Below are 14,585 nucleotides of genomic sequence, written 5' to 3'. Positions count from 1 at the left end.
GGAAGTCAATGCCGCTCCTGACAGTTTCTGGCCATTGACAGTGTGTACAACTGACGATTTGCAGCCGGATGCTGCGACAACGCGCCCCGCGTGGCGCCAAGCCGCTTTGACCCAGTCGGGCTTGCGCCTTATCCTCTGACAACAAGCAGCAGCCGGAGCCCGCCATGGACCCGCTCATTCTGTCGCGCATCCAGTTCGGCGCGAATATCTCGTTCCATATCCTGTTTCCGGCGATCACCATCGCGCTTGGCTGGGTGCTCTTGTTCTTCAAGCTGCGCTACAACGCGACCGGCGATTCCGCCTGGATGCGGGCCTATTTCACCTGGGTGAAGGTGTTCGCCTTATCCTTCGCCATGGGCGTGGTCTCCGGCGTCACCATGAGCTTCCAGTTCGGCACCAACTGGCCGGGCTACATGGAGACGGTCGGCAACATCGCCGGCCCTCTGCTCGCCTACGAGATCCTCACCGCCTTCTTCCTCGAGGCGGCTTTCCTTGGCATCATGCTGTTCGGCTTTCGCCGCGTTTCCAACCGCATCCATACGCTGGCAACGGTGCTGGTGGCCGGCGGCACGACGGTCTCCGCCTTCTGGATCATTGCGCTCAATTCCTGGATGCAGACCCCGGCCGGCTTCGAGATGCGCGACGGCGTGGCGCACGCCGTCGACTGGTGGGCGATCGTCTTCAACCCGTCGATGCCCTACCGGCTCGTCCACATGCTGCTTGCGTCGGGCCTGACGGTCTCGTTCCTGATCGCCGGCCTGTCGGCGCTGCGCTATCTCTACGGCGACCGTTCGGAATCGATGTGGAAGGCGCTGCGCACCGGCGTCTTCACCGCCGCGATCCTGATTCCCATCCAGATCTTCGCCGGCGACCAGCACGGTTTGAACACGCTGGAGCACCAGCCGCAGAAGATCGCCGCCATGGAGGCCAACTGGAACACCGGCCCCAACGTGCCGCTGGTGCTGTTCGCGCTTCCCGACGAGGCGGCCAGGGAAAACAGATTCGAGCTCGCCATCCCCGACGGCGCCAGCCTCGTGCTGCGCCACAGCACCAGCGGCGTGGTGCCGGGCCTCAACGACTATCCCGGCAACCATCCGCCGGTCTTCCCGGTGTTCTGGGGCTTTCGCATCATGGTCGGCACCGGCGTCCTGATGTTGCTCGTCTCCTGGTCGGCCGCCTTCTTCCTCAAGCGCCGCCACAGCCTGCCGAAGCCGCTGGCCCTGCTCATGGTGCCGATGGGACTGTCCGGCTGGCTGGCGACGCTTGCCGGCTGGTACACCACCGAGATCGGCCGCCAGCCCTGGCTGGTCACCGGCGTCTTGAAGACCGCCGACGCCGTCGGCCCGGTCGCCGGCAGCCATGTCGCGCTGACGCTGGCCGTCTATCTCATCCTCTATGTGCTGCTTCTGATCGCCTATCTCGGCGTGCTGGTGCACCTGGCGCTCAAGGCGGCCAAGGATGGCGACGCCTCGCCGCTGCCCGGCGTCATGAATGCGGCATTGTCGCAACCGGCAGCCGGGGAGTGAGGAGAAGAAAATGACCTTCGACTGGCCAACCTTGCTCCCCCTGATCTTCGCCGGCCTGATGGGCCTCGCCATCTTGATCTACGTCATCCTCGACGGCTTCGACCTTGGCATCGGCATCCTGTTCGCCGCTGCTGAAGACGCCGAGCATGACACGATGATCGCCGCGATAGGCCCGTTCTGGGACGCCAACGAGACCTGGCTGGTGCTGGCCGTCGGCCTGCTGCTCGTCGCCTTCCCGCTGGCGCACGGCACCATCCTCACCGCGCTCTATATTCCGGTGTTCCTGCTGCTGGTCGGCCTCATCCTGCGCGGCGTCGCGTTCGATTTCCGCGCCAAGGTGCCGGCCGGCAGGAAGCATCGCTGGAACCGCATCTTCTTCCTCGGCTCTATCATCGCCTCGCTGGCGCAGGGCTATATGCTGGGCGTCTATGTGCTCGGCCTCGATGTCGGCTTTGGCGGCGTGGCCTTCGGCGCGCTGGTGGCGCTCTGCCTCGCCGCCGCCTATGCGGCGATGGGCGCCGCCTGGCTGATCTACAAGACCGAAGGCGCATTGCAGAAGAAGGCGGTGGTCTGGCTGCGCACGGCGCTGGTGCTGGCCGCACTCGGCATGGTCGCGGTGTCGCTCGCCACGCCCTTCGCCAGCCCGCGCATCTTCGACAAATGGTTCGTCTGGCCGCAAATGCTCTATCTGTCGCCGCTGCCGATCCTGTCGGCGCTGCTGTTCGTCTGGCTGTGGCGGCAGACCTTCCATCTGCCCAGGCCGGACGACCGCCATGCGCTGACGCCGTTCCTGACCTTGGCCGCCATTTTCGCGCTCGGCTTTGCCGGGCTGGCCTGGTCGTTCTACCCTTTCGTCGTGCCCGACAAGCTGACCATCTGGCAGGCGGCGTCGGCGCCCGAAAGCCTCGCCATCATCCTCGCCGGCACCGTCGTCGTGCTGCCGATCATCATCTTCTATTCCTTCTACGCCTACCGCGTCTTTGGCGGCAAGGCGACGGATCTGACGTATGATTGAGACGACAAAGGGTGGGTTGGAGGGAGGGTGGAAGGTTCGCCCCGCCCTCCCTGCCAGGCCTCAGCTCTTGCTGCTTGCCAGCACCAGCACCGGCTTGTCACTGTACTGCGCCGGAAACAGCGCCTTCAAATTCGCCACCTTGGGCAGGTCGTTGTAGACGATGTAGGGATAGGTCGGGTTCAGCGTCAGAAAATCCTGGTGGTAGGTCTCGGCCGGATAGAAGGCCTTGCCGGTCTCCAGCGTGGTGACGATCGGCTTCGAAAACACCTTGGCCTTGTCGAGCTGGGCGATGTAGCTCTCGGCGATTTTTTGCTGCTCCTGGTTTTCGGCAAAGATGGTCGAGCGGTACTGGGTGCCGCTGTCCGGGCCCTGGTAGTTGAGCTGCGTCGGATTGTGCGCCACCGAGAAATACACCTGCAGCAGCTGGCCATAGGTGACCTTGGACGGATCGTAGGTGATCTCGACCGATTCGGCGTGCCCGGTGCGGCCAGTGCCGACCGTCTCGTAGACGGCGTTTTCCTGGCTGCCACCGGCGTAGCCGGAAACGGCGCTGCTGACGCCCTTGACGTGCTGGAACACGCCTTGCACGCCCCAGAAGCAGCCGCCGGCGAAGACCGCCTTCTCGCTGCCGCTGGTGGCCTTCTCGTCCAGCGCCGGCGGCGGGATCACCACCGCGTCCTGGGCCGAGACGGCCGGGCTCTGCCACAGCGCGGCCCCCGCCGCCGCCAGGATGAGGGCGGCCAGCGCGCCCCTGGCGAAATTGGCCGATCGCCGCGCGGCTTTTTCGTGAATGCCGGTCATGTCTGATCTCCCATGATGGTGTCCTATTATATGGCGGATCGCACCGCCCTTGTCTCACATTGCCGTGCACCGCGCGCTCCTGCCCGGCCCAGTCCGTAAGGGGACCGTCCCTGACCTGGACAGGGAACGGCCATGGCCAGGGACGGCCGGAGGCGAGCCGAAGCTAGTTGGCCGCCCCCATCGCGTCGCAGGCCTTGGTCGCCTCGTCCTTCTTCATGGCGTCGGTTTCCATGGCTGCCTTGTCCATGCAGTCCTTCTTCATCGCATCAGCCGCCATCGGGTCGGTCGATTTCATCGCGTTTGTGCTCATTGCGTCGGTCGCCATGGCGCCGGCCGGTTTCATCGCATCCGTCGCCGGCTTCATCGCGTCCGTGGCCATCGCATTGGCCGGCTTCATCGCATCCTCGGCGCGCGCGATGCCGCCGGCATACAGCGCCGTCGAGCACAGCGCGAAGGCGAGCGCCGGCAGCGTCAGGCGAGAGAAATGGGTCATGATGGTCTCCTCTGGAGGGTTGATGGCGCGAGGGCCGGGAAGTGCGCCGCCGCTCCATGCGGCGTCGCGAAACTTTTGAACGATTAGTTGGCGGCGGCGGCCAGGATCGACCCGCCGGGCGATTGCACCAGCACCGCGGTGCTGAGGCCGCTTGAATCGGCTGGCAGGGAAAACGTCGTCGCCTCGCCCGTCCAGCTGCCAAGCTTCGTCAACGCGTGCACGACATTGGCATGCGGCAAGGTGCGGCCGGTGTTTTCGCCTCGAGCCACCGGCACCTCGATCACGCCCTGGCGGTAGCGCACCAGCCAGACATCGGCGCGGCCAGCGGGCGCCTTGCCGGCGCCGATGGCGATCTTGCCGCCGCTGAGCGACAGCGATGGGCCCTTTATGCGGCCGCTGCTGGCAATCAGCTGTTCGATCTCGCCGGGACGGGCGCCGACCGCATCGGCATCGCCATTGACCACAACCTGCGGCGTGAACGGGCCCGAGCGGCCGAGCGACGGCTCATAGTTCACCTGGCGCTGCGTGAATTCTTCTCTGCCGAACGTGTCCTTCCAGCCGAGATAGTCCCAGTAGGTGACGTTGAACGACAGCGCCAGCACGCCGGACCGGTCCTTGACCTTGATCAGATTGGCATTGGCCGGCTGGCAGGACGAGCAGCCTTGGCTGGTGAACAGCTCGACCACGGTGAGCGGCTGCGCGGAGGCGCTTGTCGCGGCGAGGACAAGGAGCGCGGCACCGGCGCCCAACCACATCGCGCCCCTTTTCGCCTTTGATCCAGTCATCTTGGGTCTCCGTTGCAAGCTGGGGCCATGACACGGTTTCGCCGGCGCGGGGAGCTTCGTTACATCGTTCACCGCTTCGTGAATGGCTGCCTCGGTTTGGGCCAGACTCCGGACGTTTGCGCCGCCCCTCACCTGCCTGCCGGCATCCTCTCCCCGTATAGTGACGGGGAGAGGGGCGCTCTCGTCAATGGTTTCGCCAACCGCCGACATTGCAGGAAGGGGTGCCGAGGTCGCGGTCAGCCTCTTTCTCCCCGTTCACGGGGAGAAATGCCCGGCAGGGCAATGAGGGGCAGCGCCAGCTTCGAAAATTGATTATTCGCAGTCGGCCGACAAGCTAAAACGCCGCCCGGTAAACCGGACGGCGTTGGCATAGGGCGTCTGCGACTTGCCCCCTACTGCGTCAGCACCGTATCCGAAGGCCGCTGGTTGAAGTCGCACTTGCCGGTCACGGTGTAGAAGAAGTCGGCGTTGGAAACCGCGGCCGGCACGGGATTGCCGCCGTCCTCCCAGGCCTGGTAGCCCGGCTGGCCGCAGGGCACGGCGGTGAAGATGTCGACGGTCTGGCCGGTTGCGATCTCGGGCATGTCGGTCGGGCTCGTGCCGATATAGAGCCGGTTGGAGGTGGCCGGATCGTTCGACTTCAGGATCTTCGGCGAGCCGGACGGCACGTCCATCTGCAGATAGAGGCTGCTCATCTGGCTGACGTCGACCACGGCGCCGGAGCCATTGGCGGGATACATCGTATCGACACAACCATATTTGGTGCCACTCGAGTCCGTCTGGATGGCCGTTCCGGCGGGCAGGCTCTTCTGGAGGTCCTTCGTCTTGCCGACCACGCAGACCTGCTTCTGGACCGTCGTGGCGACTTCCGCGCCGCCCGAATTGGTGATGGTGTTCACAAGGGTCGTGCCGTAGCCCTTCGGATCGCCGGTGTTGCCATAGGTATAGGTGATCGTCATCAGCGCCTTGGCGGTGGTTGCACCGAACTTCGTGCCGAAGAGCGTCATCGTCTTGCCCCAGTAGCCCGACACCTTTGTGACCTTGAACGTGGTCTCCACCAGCGCCGGCCGCTTGCGCACCGCCGAGCCGACGGCGACGTTCACCGTGTCGATCCTGGCGATCTGCATGAAGTTGGTCGGCATCGGATAGCTCGCCGACGCCCTGGCGGTGGCGGTGCCGTCGGCGGCGATGTCGAAGCTGTCGAGCTTGGCGGTGCCTTGCCCGCCATTGGCGGCGAAGGACTGCTCAAGTGCCGTCTGGCGATCGGCGAGGGCCGTGCCGGCCGGCATCGTGGTGATCGTCAGGATCGCCGCATCCAGGGCGTTCCGCATGTTGCCCCTTGTCTGCACGGCCGACGTGTAGTCGACCGAAAAGCCGACGGCGAGCGCCAGCGGGATCAAGGCCATGATGAAAACGGGCACGAGCGAGCCGCTCGTCGAGCGGAAAAAGCGAATCGCTGATCTGAATGGATGGACGAACATTTTGAGCCCCCGAAACCACGGCAGCATGCCGGGCTATCACGCAAGGCGCGGATTATGCCCTAAAGGGGTGGATTAAAGTTTAAGCAGTTCCGCATGTTCGCGGCGGTTGCATTGCTGGGAGCGTCGGCGCCCCCGCTTGCCCCTGCAACCCGCCCCTGCTAAAGGCCGCCGCATGACCACCCCGCTCGACCACATCCGCAATTTCTCCATCGTCGCCCATATCGACCATGGCAAATCCACGCTTGCCGACCGGCTGATCCAGTCCACCGGCGGGCTGGAGCTGCGCGACATGAAGGAGCAGGTGCTGGACTCGATGGACATCGAGCGCGAGCGCGGCATCACCATCAAGGCGCAGACGGTGCGGCTGAAATACCGCGCCAACAATGGCGAGGACTATATCCTCAACCTCATCGACACGCCCGGCCATGTCGACTTCGCCTACGAAGTGTCGCGCTCGCTGGCCGCCTGCGAGGGCTCGCTGCTGGTCGTCGATGCCAGCCAGGGCGTCGAGGCGCAGACGCTGGCCAATGTCTACCAGGCCATCGACAACAACCACGAGATCGTCGTGGTGCTGAACAAGGTCGACCTGCCGGCCGCCGAGCCCGAGCGCATCCGCGAGCAGGTCGAGGAAGTGATCGGCATCGACGCTTCCAACGCCGTGCTGATCTCGGCCAAGACCGGTCTCGGCATCCCCGATGTGCTCGAGGCCATCGTCCACCAACTGCCGCCGCCGCGCGAGGGCGATGTCGCCGCCCCCTTGAAGGCGATGCTGGTCGACAGCTGGTACGATGCTTATCTCGGCGTCATCGTGCTGGTGCGCATCATCGACGGCGTGCTGAAGAAGGGCCAGACCATCCGCATGATGGGCACCGGCGCCAAGTACCTGGTCGAGCGCACCGGCGTCTTCACCCCGGCCCGCATCAATGTCGACGAGCTCGGCCCCGGCGAGTTCGGCTTCTTCACCGGCTCGATCAAGGAAGTGGCCGACACCCGCGTCGGCGACACCATCACCGAGGACAGGCGCTCCACCGCGCATGCGCTGCCCGGCTTCAAGCCGGCGCAGCCGGTGGTGTTCTGCGGCCTGTTCCCGGTCGACGCCGCCGATTTCGAGGATCTGCGCGCCGCGGTCGGCAAGCTGCGCCTCAACGACGCCTCCTTCTCCTATGAAATGGAAACCAGTGCCGCGCTGGGCTTCGGCTATCGCTGCGGCTTCCTGGGCCTGCTGCATCTGGAAATCATCCAGGAGCGGCTGGAGCGCGAGTTCAACCTCGACCTTATCGCCACCGCGCCCAGCGTCGTCTACCGCTTGGCTCTCAATGACGGCTCGGTCAAGGAACTGCACAACCCGGCCGACATGCCCGACGTGGTGAAAATCTCGGCCATCGAGGAGCCATGGATCCGCGCCACCATCCTGACGCCGGACGACTATCTCGGCGGCATTCTAAAGCTCTGCCAGGACAGGCGCGGCATCCAGGCCGACCTGTCCTATGTCGGCAAGCGCGCGATGCTCACCTACGACCTGCCGCTCAACGAAGTGGTCTTCGATTTTTATGATCGCCTAAAATCGATCTCCAAGGGCTACGCCTCCTTCGACTATCATTTGACCGACTACAAGGAAGGCGACCTGGTGAAGATGTCGATCCTGGTCAATGAGGAGCCGGTCGACGCGCTGTCCATGCTGGTCCACCGCACGGCGGCGGAAAAGCGCGGCCGCCAGATGTGCGAGAAGCTGAAGGAGCTGATCCCGCACCATCTGTTCAAGATCCCGATCCAGGCCGCCATCGGCGGCAAGGTCATCGCCCGCGAGACCATCTCGGCGCTGCGCAAGGACGTCACCGCCAAGTGCTACGGCGGCGACGTCTCGCGCAAGCGCAAGCTGCTCGACAAGCAGAAAGAGGGCAAGAAGCGGATGCGCCAGTTCGGCAAGGTGGATATTCCGCAGGAGGCGTTTATCCAGGCGCTGAAGATGGGGGACTAAGCGGTCCGGCCTCTGGCCGGACGCATCGACCCGGTGGGTCGATGCGAGCGCAAGTCCGGGTGGGAGCTGCCGAAGGCAGCGGGTCCCACCCCGGGGGTTGCGGCAGTGCGGTGACCCCGGTTGGCGCGCGCAGCGCGCCAACCCAACGATCCAGTGAATCGATGGCCGGCTTCGAAAGCGGGGGAGCTGCCGGAGGCAGCGGGCCCCCGCCAGCGCGACGCTAAAGCTGCACGATCAAGCCATCGGTGCCGCGCCGCGCCGCTCGAGCGCGGTCTTGCGGATGATTTCCGCGATCTCCGGGCTGCTGCTGCACAGCATCTGGAAATCCGCCGAGTGCAGCGACAGGAGTGAGACCGCCGTTGCGGCGCTGACGGTCGCCGAACGCGGTTCGCCGCTGATCAGCGCCATCTCGCCGAAGAAGGCGCCAGGGCCAAGCTCCACCGGGTTCGGCATCGCGACGCTGACGAGCCCCTCCACGACGAAGAACATCCGATCACCGGTCTCGCCATTGCGACAGATCACGGCACCCGCCGGCACGATGCGAGGTCTTAACGCGCGCACGATCTCGATTAGCGCGGCTGGGCCGAGCTTCTGAAACAACGGCACGGCGGCGACCAATTGCCAATTGCGGACGAAATCCTCGCGACGGATTTCTTGATAGAAGCCGGAGGCAAGAATGCCAGCCCAGAGCGCGAAGATGCCGATGCCACACATCATGACCCCCCCGGCAAGGACGCGGCCGGCGAAGCTTTCCGGAATAGCGTCGCCATAGCCGGTGGTGGAAAGCGTGACCACCGCCCACCACATTGCCTGGGGGATGCTGCCGAACTTTTCCGGTTGGACGTCGCGCTCGATGACATAGGCCGCGAGCGAGACACCGAACAGAACGATGCCGAAGACCGTGGTGACGCCGATCAGGTTGCGCGCTTCGTTGGTCAGGACCCTGCCCAGCAGCGGGAAGAAAGTCGAGTCGCGCAGCGGTTTCAGCAGCCAGACAGCACAGTAGAGGCTCCGGTCGGGCGTGTCGACGAGCAGAAATGCGGCGAGTGGAACCAAAACCGCGAGCACATCAATGGCGATTGCCGGCGTCCTGTCCCGAACGTCTCCCGTCCGGCGCTTGAGCAGCGTCCCGGCCAGTTGCAGGAGATAGGCGCCCCAAATGACCGCGAGCACGGCAGCCAGAGCCAGTCTGCTTCGTCCGGACATGTCCTGTGTCGTGAGCGTAGCCACCGCCACAAGCCCAGTCGCAGCCAGCAGCGCGTTGAGCGGCGCGTGAATTCTTAAGAAAGGCAGTACCGACATTCTATGCCCACGAGCGGCTACTACCCTCCAGAATAGGATGCCTTCAAGGCAAGCGCAAAGGTGCTTACTGTCGCTGCGATGCGCCGATATCGGTTCTCGGGCAAGGCTAACTTTGTCGACTGTGGGCGCTGCGGGCCGCTCTCTCGATAGTCTCCGCTTTTTCTCCTTCACTCCCTTGTCAATTTCGAACTGACACCGGAGCCGCGTGGGGAAGTCAAATAGGCGAGAGCGCCTCGCCATCGGCGAGTATTGGATCAGACGCCGCCCTGCAGTATCCTTGAGCCAGCTTGGGGAGACATCAAATGCGCTCAACTCTGGACACCATCGCCGCAACCGGCCTCGCCATCGGCGGCGCTTTTGGCCTTGCCGGCACCTTCGTCGAGAGCGCGCCGCTGCGCGAAACGCTCTGGGCGATCGACGGCGTGGCACTCGTAGTGGCGGCAGCACTTTTGACGATGAAGTACCAGCGGCTCGGCAATGACTGCGTCGCGGCCGGGTTCCTCACCTTCGTCGCCGGCGAGAGCCTGCTGCTGTCAGGTAATGCGGCGGGCCTCGAGGCCAGCGTCCCTTCCTATGTCGGCGGCATCTCGCTCTGGGCGGCAGCACTCGTCCTGATCAGCGCGCCGAAAACCTTTGCCCTGTGGATGCGCATCACCGGCCTCATCGCCGCCATCCTGTTTGCCGTGACGGTGGCCATGGTCCTCTGGGGCGCGCCCTTGCTGCCAACCTCCGCGCCGCTGCCGGCCGCCGGCTATCCGTTCCTGGTGCTGACCTTCATCGGCTGGATCTGGACGCTGATGAAGCCGGAGCGGTGAGCGGGAAACATGTCCGCGCCGCTCGAACTCCGCAACAGCGTCACCGGAAAGATCTTTCCTTCCATCGGGCCGTTCATCATCGGCGCGATGTTCGGCTTCGGCGCGCTGCAGGGGCTGGCGTCTGGCGCCGATGGCGGGCACGTGCTGGTCATCGCGCTGCTGGCGGTGGTCTGCCTTGGGCTCGGTTTCTTCATCGCGCGCGGCGCCTTCGACACTTCGGTCAAGGTCGTGCTCGACGAGAAGGGCTTTCGCGACCGCCGCGCCGGCGACGTGCTGGTGCCCTGGCACGAGGTGCGCAGCGTGCGCCTCACCTCCGGCAAGGGCTCGGCGATGCTCAATTTCGAGCTCACCGAGGAGCCGCCCGATGCAATCAAGTATGCGCCGGCCAATGCGCTGAGCCTGATCCTGCCCTTCGGCAAGAACATCGTGCACATGGAGGTCTCGTCGCTCGATGTCCGTGGTGAGGACATGATCGACGCGATCCGGCGGCTGGCGCCGCATGTGGCGGTCAGCCCCTGATCGTGCGAGCCTGCCCGTCTCCTCCCCGGAAACGCCGCCATGATTCGCCTCACCCTCGCTGCCCTTCTCCTCGCCGCCCCGGTGCATGCCGCCGACATGGCGTTCTTCGTGAAAAACCTGCGGCAGCAGTCGGTGGCGGTCGAGCTGTTCAGCCGCGACCGCGAGACGGTCTGGCCGGGCGACGGCAAGGTGTTTTTGATCCAGCCGGGCTCGCAGAAGTCGGTGCCGATCTCCTGCAATCCGGGCGAAAACATCTGCTACGCCGCCTGGGTCAACGGCAACGACCAGATCTCCGCCGGCGTCGGCCCGGACAATGACCAGCCCTGCGACAATTGCTGCTTCATCTGCGTGGAGAAGACCACCGAGACGATTGACCTGGTGCCGTAGCGGGGCAGGCGAGACTTCCCTTCTCCCCCTGTGGGAGAAAGTGGATCGGCGCGCAGCGCCGAGACGGATGAGGGGTGCTGGACGGAGTGCCGGGATTGGTTAGTCTTGCGCCATGCCGCATCAACCAGTAGCTCCGGCCAAACGTCGTTTCGCCCGCCTGATGCGGCGCGAGCCAACGGAAGCGGAAGACCGCCTGTGGCAAGAATTGCGCGGCCGCCGGCTCGATGGCATCAAGTTTCGGCGTCAGGTTCCGGTTGGCCGGTTCGTCGCCGATTTCATCTGCGCCGAGGCTGGGCTGATCGTCGAAATCGATGGCAGCCAGCACGCCGATTCGCACCATGACCGGGAGCGCGATGCCGAATTGAAGGCGAGGGGCTTTCGCCTGCTGCGCTTCTGGAACGACGACGTCCTGAAGGACTTGAACGCAGTTTGCGACACAATCATCGCCTTTGTCCGAGATGAAAGTTTGCAGCCCTGGCGATGACGCCGTTGGGGCGTTTTTGCCAAGCTGGAGCACCCCTCATCCGTCTCGGCGCTGCGCGCCGATCCACCTTCTCCCACAGGGGGGAGAAGGCAGAGACGCCCCGCTACACCCAAAAATCACCCCGGGGATTACCCCAATCCTCCCTTCCTCCCTCCGGCATCGCATGCGATGATTCTCCCCTCGGCCGTGGGGGCCGATTCTCATCCCAGGGGGTTTTATGTCCTTCGCCTTTCCGCGTCGCATCGTCGTCGCGCTTTCGCTCGCAGCCTTGTTCGCACCCGCCGCCCATGCCGGCGACGTCACTTTCGAAATCAAGAACAGCCATCCCAACGCCATGCGCGTCGAACTCTACAGCCAGGACCGCGACTATGTCTGGCCGGGCGATGGCAAGGATTTCTATCTCGACGACGGCGAGACCAAGCAACTGCCGATCTCCTGCGAGGAGGGTGAATCGATCTGCTACGGCGCCTGGGTCGACGGCGACGAGGCGACCTACTGGGGCGTCGGCCCCGGCAACAAGGAAAAATGCGACGACTGCTGCTACACCTGCACCGGCGGCGAGACCGAGGAAATCGACCTGGTCGAGTAGGGCGCAGGGCTGCAAGGCAAAGTGATGGCGGCGCTTCGTGTGAGGTGACCTACCCACCGATGTCGGCGCTGCCCCTCATCTGCCTGCCGGCATCTTCTCCCCGTATGGTGACGGGGAGAAGGACGCCCTCATCGACGGTTTCTCCAATCGCGAGCGTTGCAAAAATGAAGCGCCCTGATTGCGGTCAGCGGGCTTCTCCCCGTTCACGGGGAGAAGGTGGCGGCAGCCAGATGAGGGGCGGCGCGGCGTCTGTCAGAACTCGCGGCACTCGGCCTCGCCTATCCATAACTCCCATGGTCGGCGCTGCCCCTCATCCCCCTGCCGGGACCTTCTCCCCGTGAACGAGGAGAAGGGGGCTACACCGCAATCCTTGGCCTTCCCGAGGCCACCGCCACCACATGCGCTTCGATGAACATGCGCTGGCTTTCGACGGTGGAGACGCTGAATTCGGTGGCGACTTCGATCTCGGCGCTGTCGGTGCCGGCGTCTTTCGCCCGTTTGGCGGCGATGGCCCGCACATCGGCCTCCGCCGCTGCGACCGCAGCCGCCTCGTCGGTGAAATCGCGCACGCTTTCACCCGACGCGAGGCGGAACAGGCCTTCCATGGGCTGGCTGACGCGGGCCTCGGCCGAGACGCGGACCTGGCCGACGACGGCGCCGAGCGCGTTGGCGACGTCGGTATCGTCGGGCACCACGCAGCCATTGCCGATCAGCGGCGGCAGCCCGGCATAGTGCAACGGCGCCGAGGCGCCGAGGCCGATGACGGGACGGTCGAGCGCGACGCTGAGGCGGGCGATGCCGGGGTGGAAATCGACCGCGCGCTGCACCAGCGCATGCGCCACGGTGGCGGCGCCATCGAGCCCATCTTCGGCAAAGGCGGTTTCGAGGATGTATTCGGCCGACCAGCGCGTCAGTGTCAGCAGCACGCGCTCGGAAATCGCCTCCGGCGTGGCGGCAATCGCCTGTCCCCGGCCGTCGCGCTTGCGGGCGAACAGCTCGGCGCCGAGACGGGCCGGGGCGGCGGCCCAGTTCGCCTGCTTGCCCAGCACATGGGCGGCATCCGACGGCGTGAAGCCCGAAATATGCACCAGCCCGCGCGACACCAAACGGTTCAAGGTGGCGTTCTGGGCGTTGGAGGTGAGCAGCCTGTCGAGCGGCAGCGGCGTGGCGCCAATCACTTCGTAGAGCTTGGCCTCGGCGCCGGTCAGCCCGGCCGCCAGTCGCTCCGGCACGCCGGTGCGCACCGCGAAGCGGCCATCCATGCGGCCGGGGTTCGGCGCGCGCAGCTGGCGTTCCAGTTCGACGGTTACCGCCTCGCTGTGCATCATGCCGGCCAGCGCCAGCGGCACCAGTCGGCGCGGACCGAGCAGGATCTTCGGGTTGAGCGCGCCCTCCTCCAGCGCCACTTCGGAATCGCCGCCGAGGCCGTAAGTGCGCATGGCCACCGCCTCGACCATGGTGCGGAAGCCACCGACGGTGGCGCCTTCCGGGTCGAGCCGGGGACGGCCGCCGTCGAGCACGGCGACGTCGGTGGTGGTGCCGCCGATGTCGGAGACGACGGCATCGTCGAGGCCGGTCATGTGGCGGGCGCCGACCAGGCTGGCGGCCGGGCCCGACAAAATGGTCTCGATCGGCCGCTGGCGGGCGAATGCCGCCGACACCAGGGCGCCGTCGCCGCGCACCACCATCAAGGGGGCAGCGATCTTGCGCGCTTCCAAAAAGCCTTCGGTCGCCGCCACCAGCCGGTCGATCATCGAGATCAGCCTTGCGTTGAGCAGCGTGGTCAGCGCCCGGCGCGGGCCGCCGAGCTTGGCCGACAGTTCGTGGCTGGCGGTGACCGGCAGGCCGGTCTTCTCGCGGATCAACTCGCGGGCGGCGATCTCATGCGCCGGGTTGCGGGTGGCGAAATAGGCGCAGACGGCAAAGCCGGACACCGAGCCGCCGAGTTCGGGCAGGGCCGCCTCCAGCCCGGACAGGTCGAGCTTTGCGGCATTGCCGTGGACATCATGGCCGCCGGGGCAGAACACGACCGGATCGGTGCCCAAAGCCGTCTTCAGCCCGTCACGCGCAAGGTCCGCCTCGGAAAAGCCGATCATGACCAGCGCCACGCGGCCGCCCTGGCCCTCGACCAGCGCATTGGTGGCCAATGTCGTCGACATCGACACCAGTTTTATCGCCGTGGGATCGGTGCGGGATTTTTCCAACACCGCATCGACCGCGCCGGAGATTCCGACGGCGAGGTCGTGCCGCGTCGTCAGCGCCTTGGCCTTGGCCAGCACCTTGCCGCGCGGGCTGCCGGTTTCCGACCACAGCACGGCATCCGTATAGGTGCCGCCGGTGTCGATGCCGAGGAACAGAGGGAGGGGTTTTGGCTTGGCGGTCATTTTCTTCGGCGGTCCGGACGGCGAGG

14 protein-coding genes are annotated in these 14,585 nt (G+C 65.4%); 8 read left to right on the top strand and 6 right to left on the bottom strand.

Annotated features, from left to right (window positions below):
* Nucleotides 1-164: 164 nt before the first annotated feature.
* A complete protein-coding gene (locus AC1RUK_RS27770) occupies nucleotides 165-1,526 on the top strand; it encodes a cytochrome ubiquinol oxidase subunit I (protein ID WP_481838081.1) in 1,362 nt (453 codons plus the stop codon).
* 10 nt (nucleotides 1,527-1,536) lie between these two features.
* The gene (locus AC1RUK_RS27765; protein ID WP_481838082.1) at nucleotides 1,537-2,541 is read left to right on the top strand and encodes a cytochrome d ubiquinol oxidase subunit II; all 1,005 of its coding nucleotides are present in this window, start codon (nucleotides 1,537-1,539) and stop codon (nucleotides 2,539-2,541) included.
* A gap of 60 nt (nucleotides 2,542-2,601) precedes the next feature.
* Here AC1RUK_RS27765 and msrA read toward each other — a convergent pair whose 3' ends face one another.
* The 4 genes from msrA to AC1RUK_RS27745 form a co-directional block, all read right to left on the bottom strand.
* Complete coding sequence (gene msrA / locus AC1RUK_RS27760) at nucleotides 2,602-3,342, bottom strand: peptide-methionine (S)-S-oxide reductase MsrA (RefSeq protein ID WP_481838083.1); 741 nt, start codon at nucleotides 3,340-3,342, stop codon at nucleotides 2,602-2,604.
* A 163-nt stretch (nucleotides 3,343-3,505) separates the two neighbouring features.
* On the bottom strand, nucleotides 3,506-3,835 hold the full coding sequence (locus AC1RUK_RS27755) for a hypothetical protein (RefSeq protein WP_481838084.1): 330 nt from the start codon (nucleotides 3,833-3,835) through the stop codon (nucleotides 3,506-3,508).
* Between the two features lie 83 nt (nucleotides 3,836-3,918).
* Nucleotides 3,919-4,620 carry a DUF1223 domain-containing protein gene (locus tag AC1RUK_RS27750; RefSeq protein WP_481838085.1) on the bottom strand — a complete coding sequence of 234 codons (702 nt, stop codon included), beginning with the start codon at nucleotides 4,618-4,620 and terminating at the stop codon, nucleotides 3,919-3,921.
* 392 nt (nucleotides 4,621-5,012) lie between these two features.
* On the bottom strand, nucleotides 5,013-6,101 hold the full coding sequence (locus tag AC1RUK_RS27745) for a TadE/TadG family type IV pilus assembly protein (RefSeq protein WP_481838086.1): 1,089 nt from the start codon (nucleotides 6,099-6,101) through the stop codon (nucleotides 5,013-5,015).
* 172 nt (nucleotides 6,102-6,273) lie between these two features.
* Here AC1RUK_RS27745 and lepA point away from each other — a divergent pair, with 172 nt between their 5' ends.
* The gene (gene lepA / locus AC1RUK_RS27740; protein ID WP_481838087.1) at nucleotides 6,274-8,079 is read left to right on the top strand and encodes a translation elongation factor 4; all 1,806 of its coding nucleotides are present in this window, start codon (nucleotides 6,274-6,276) and stop codon (nucleotides 8,077-8,079) included.
* 234 nt (nucleotides 8,080-8,313) lie between these two features.
* On the opposite strand, the gene AC1RUK_RS27735 is transcribed toward lepA, so the two are convergent.
* Entirely contained in the window at nucleotides 8,314-9,381 is a 1,068-nt protein-coding gene (locus AC1RUK_RS27735; protein ID WP_481839374.1) for a cyclic nucleotide-gated potassium channel, read from the bottom strand.
* Nucleotides 9,382-9,683: 302 nt separating this feature from the next.
* Here AC1RUK_RS27735 and AC1RUK_RS27730 point away from each other — a divergent pair, with 302 nt between their 5' ends.
* The 5 genes from AC1RUK_RS27730 to AC1RUK_RS27710 all read left to right on the top strand — a co-directional run bounded on the left by AC1RUK_RS27730 (nucleotide 9,684) and on the right by AC1RUK_RS27710 (nucleotide 12,175).
* Nucleotides 9,684-10,196 (top strand): hypothetical protein, encoded by a 513-nt coding sequence (locus AC1RUK_RS27730; protein ID WP_481838088.1) that lies wholly within the window; start codon nucleotides 9,684-9,686, stop codon nucleotides 10,194-10,196.
* 9 nt (nucleotides 10,197-10,205) lie between these two features.
* Nucleotides 10,206-10,715 (top strand): hypothetical protein, encoded by a 510-nt coding sequence (locus AC1RUK_RS27725; RefSeq protein ID WP_481838089.1) that lies wholly within the window; start codon nucleotides 10,206-10,208, stop codon nucleotides 10,713-10,715.
* 39 nt (nucleotides 10,716-10,754) lie between these two features.
* Nucleotides 10,755-11,102: a hypothetical protein gene (locus AC1RUK_RS27720; protein WP_481838090.1), complete on the top strand. Its 348-nt coding sequence runs from the start codon at nucleotides 10,755-10,757 to the stop codon at nucleotides 11,100-11,102.
* 112 nt (nucleotides 11,103-11,214) lie between these two features.
* Nucleotides 11,215-11,586: an endonuclease domain-containing protein gene (locus AC1RUK_RS27715; RefSeq protein WP_481838091.1), complete on the top strand. Its 372-nt coding sequence runs from the start codon at nucleotides 11,215-11,217 to the stop codon at nucleotides 11,584-11,586.
* A gap of 217 nt (nucleotides 11,587-11,803) precedes the next feature.
* A complete protein-coding gene (locus AC1RUK_RS27710) occupies nucleotides 11,804-12,175 on the top strand; it encodes a hypothetical protein (RefSeq protein WP_436170076.1) in 372 nt (123 codons plus the stop codon).
* Nucleotides 12,176-12,531: 356 nt separating this feature from the next.
* Here the strand turns inward: AC1RUK_RS27710 and AC1RUK_RS27705 are convergent, their stop codons facing one another.
* The gene (locus AC1RUK_RS27705) at nucleotides 12,532-14,559 is read right to left on the bottom strand and encodes a hydantoinase/oxoprolinase N-terminal domain-containing protein (RefSeq protein WP_481838092.1); all 2,028 of its coding nucleotides are present in this window, start codon (nucleotides 14,557-14,559) and stop codon (nucleotides 12,532-12,534) included.
* Nucleotides 14,560-14,585: the final 26 nt, after the last annotated feature.

This window comes from Mesorhizobium monacense, assembly GCF_056781675.1.
The sequence above is the reverse complement of the archived record's forward strand: the minus strand, read 5'-3'. Positions and strand labels throughout refer to the sequence as shown.

What these genes read in the sequence shown, in the direction of transcription:
- AC1RUK_RS27705 (WP_481838092.1), bottom strand. Translation starts at nt 14,559, where the DNA reads ATGACCGCCAAGCCAAAACCCCTCCCTCTGTTCCTCGGCATCGACACC.
- AC1RUK_RS27720 (WP_481838090.1), top strand. Translation starts at nt 10,755, where the DNA reads ATGATTCGCCTCACCCTCGCTGCCCTTCTCCTCGCCGCCCCGGTGCAT.
- AC1RUK_RS27710 (WP_436170076.1), top strand. Translation starts at nt 11,804, where the DNA reads ATGTCCTTCGCCTTTCCGCGTCGCATCGTCGTCGCGCTTTCGCTCGCA.
- AC1RUK_RS27745 (WP_481838086.1), bottom strand. Translation starts at nt 6,101, where the DNA reads ATGTTCGTCCATCCATTCAGATCAGCGATTCGCTTTTTCCGCTCGACG.
- AC1RUK_RS27735 (WP_481839374.1), bottom strand. Translation starts at nt 9,381, where the DNA reads ATGTCGGTACTGCCTTTCTTAAGAATTCACGCGCCGCTCAACGCGCTG.
- AC1RUK_RS27770 (WP_481838081.1), top strand. Translation starts at nt 165, where the DNA reads ATGGACCCGCTCATTCTGTCGCGCATCCAGTTCGGCGCGAATATCTCG.
- AC1RUK_RS27765 (WP_481838082.1), top strand. Translation starts at nt 1,537, where the DNA reads ATGACCTTCGACTGGCCAACCTTGCTCCCCCTGATCTTCGCCGGCCTG.
- AC1RUK_RS27730 (WP_481838088.1), top strand. Translation starts at nt 9,684, where the DNA reads ATGCGCTCAACTCTGGACACCATCGCCGCAACCGGCCTCGCCATCGGC.
- AC1RUK_RS27725 (WP_481838089.1), top strand. Translation starts at nt 10,206, where the DNA reads ATGTCCGCGCCGCTCGAACTCCGCAACAGCGTCACCGGAAAGATCTTT.
- msrA (WP_481838083.1), bottom strand. Translation starts at nt 3,342, where the DNA reads ATGACCGGCATTCACGAAAAAGCCGCGCGGCGATCGGCCAATTTCGCC.
- AC1RUK_RS27715 (WP_481838091.1), top strand. Translation starts at nt 11,215, where the DNA reads ATGCCGCATCAACCAGTAGCTCCGGCCAAACGTCGTTTCGCCCGCCTG.
- lepA (WP_481838087.1), top strand. Translation starts at nt 6,274, where the DNA reads ATGACCACCCCGCTCGACCACATCCGCAATTTCTCCATCGTCGCCCAT.
- AC1RUK_RS27755 (WP_481838084.1), bottom strand. Translation starts at nt 3,835, where the DNA reads ATGACCCATTTCTCTCGCCTGACGCTGCCGGCGCTCGCCTTCGCGCTG.
- AC1RUK_RS27750 (WP_481838085.1), bottom strand. Translation starts at nt 4,620, where the DNA reads ATGACTGGATCAAAGGCGAAAAGGGGCGCGATGTGGTTGGGCGCCGGT.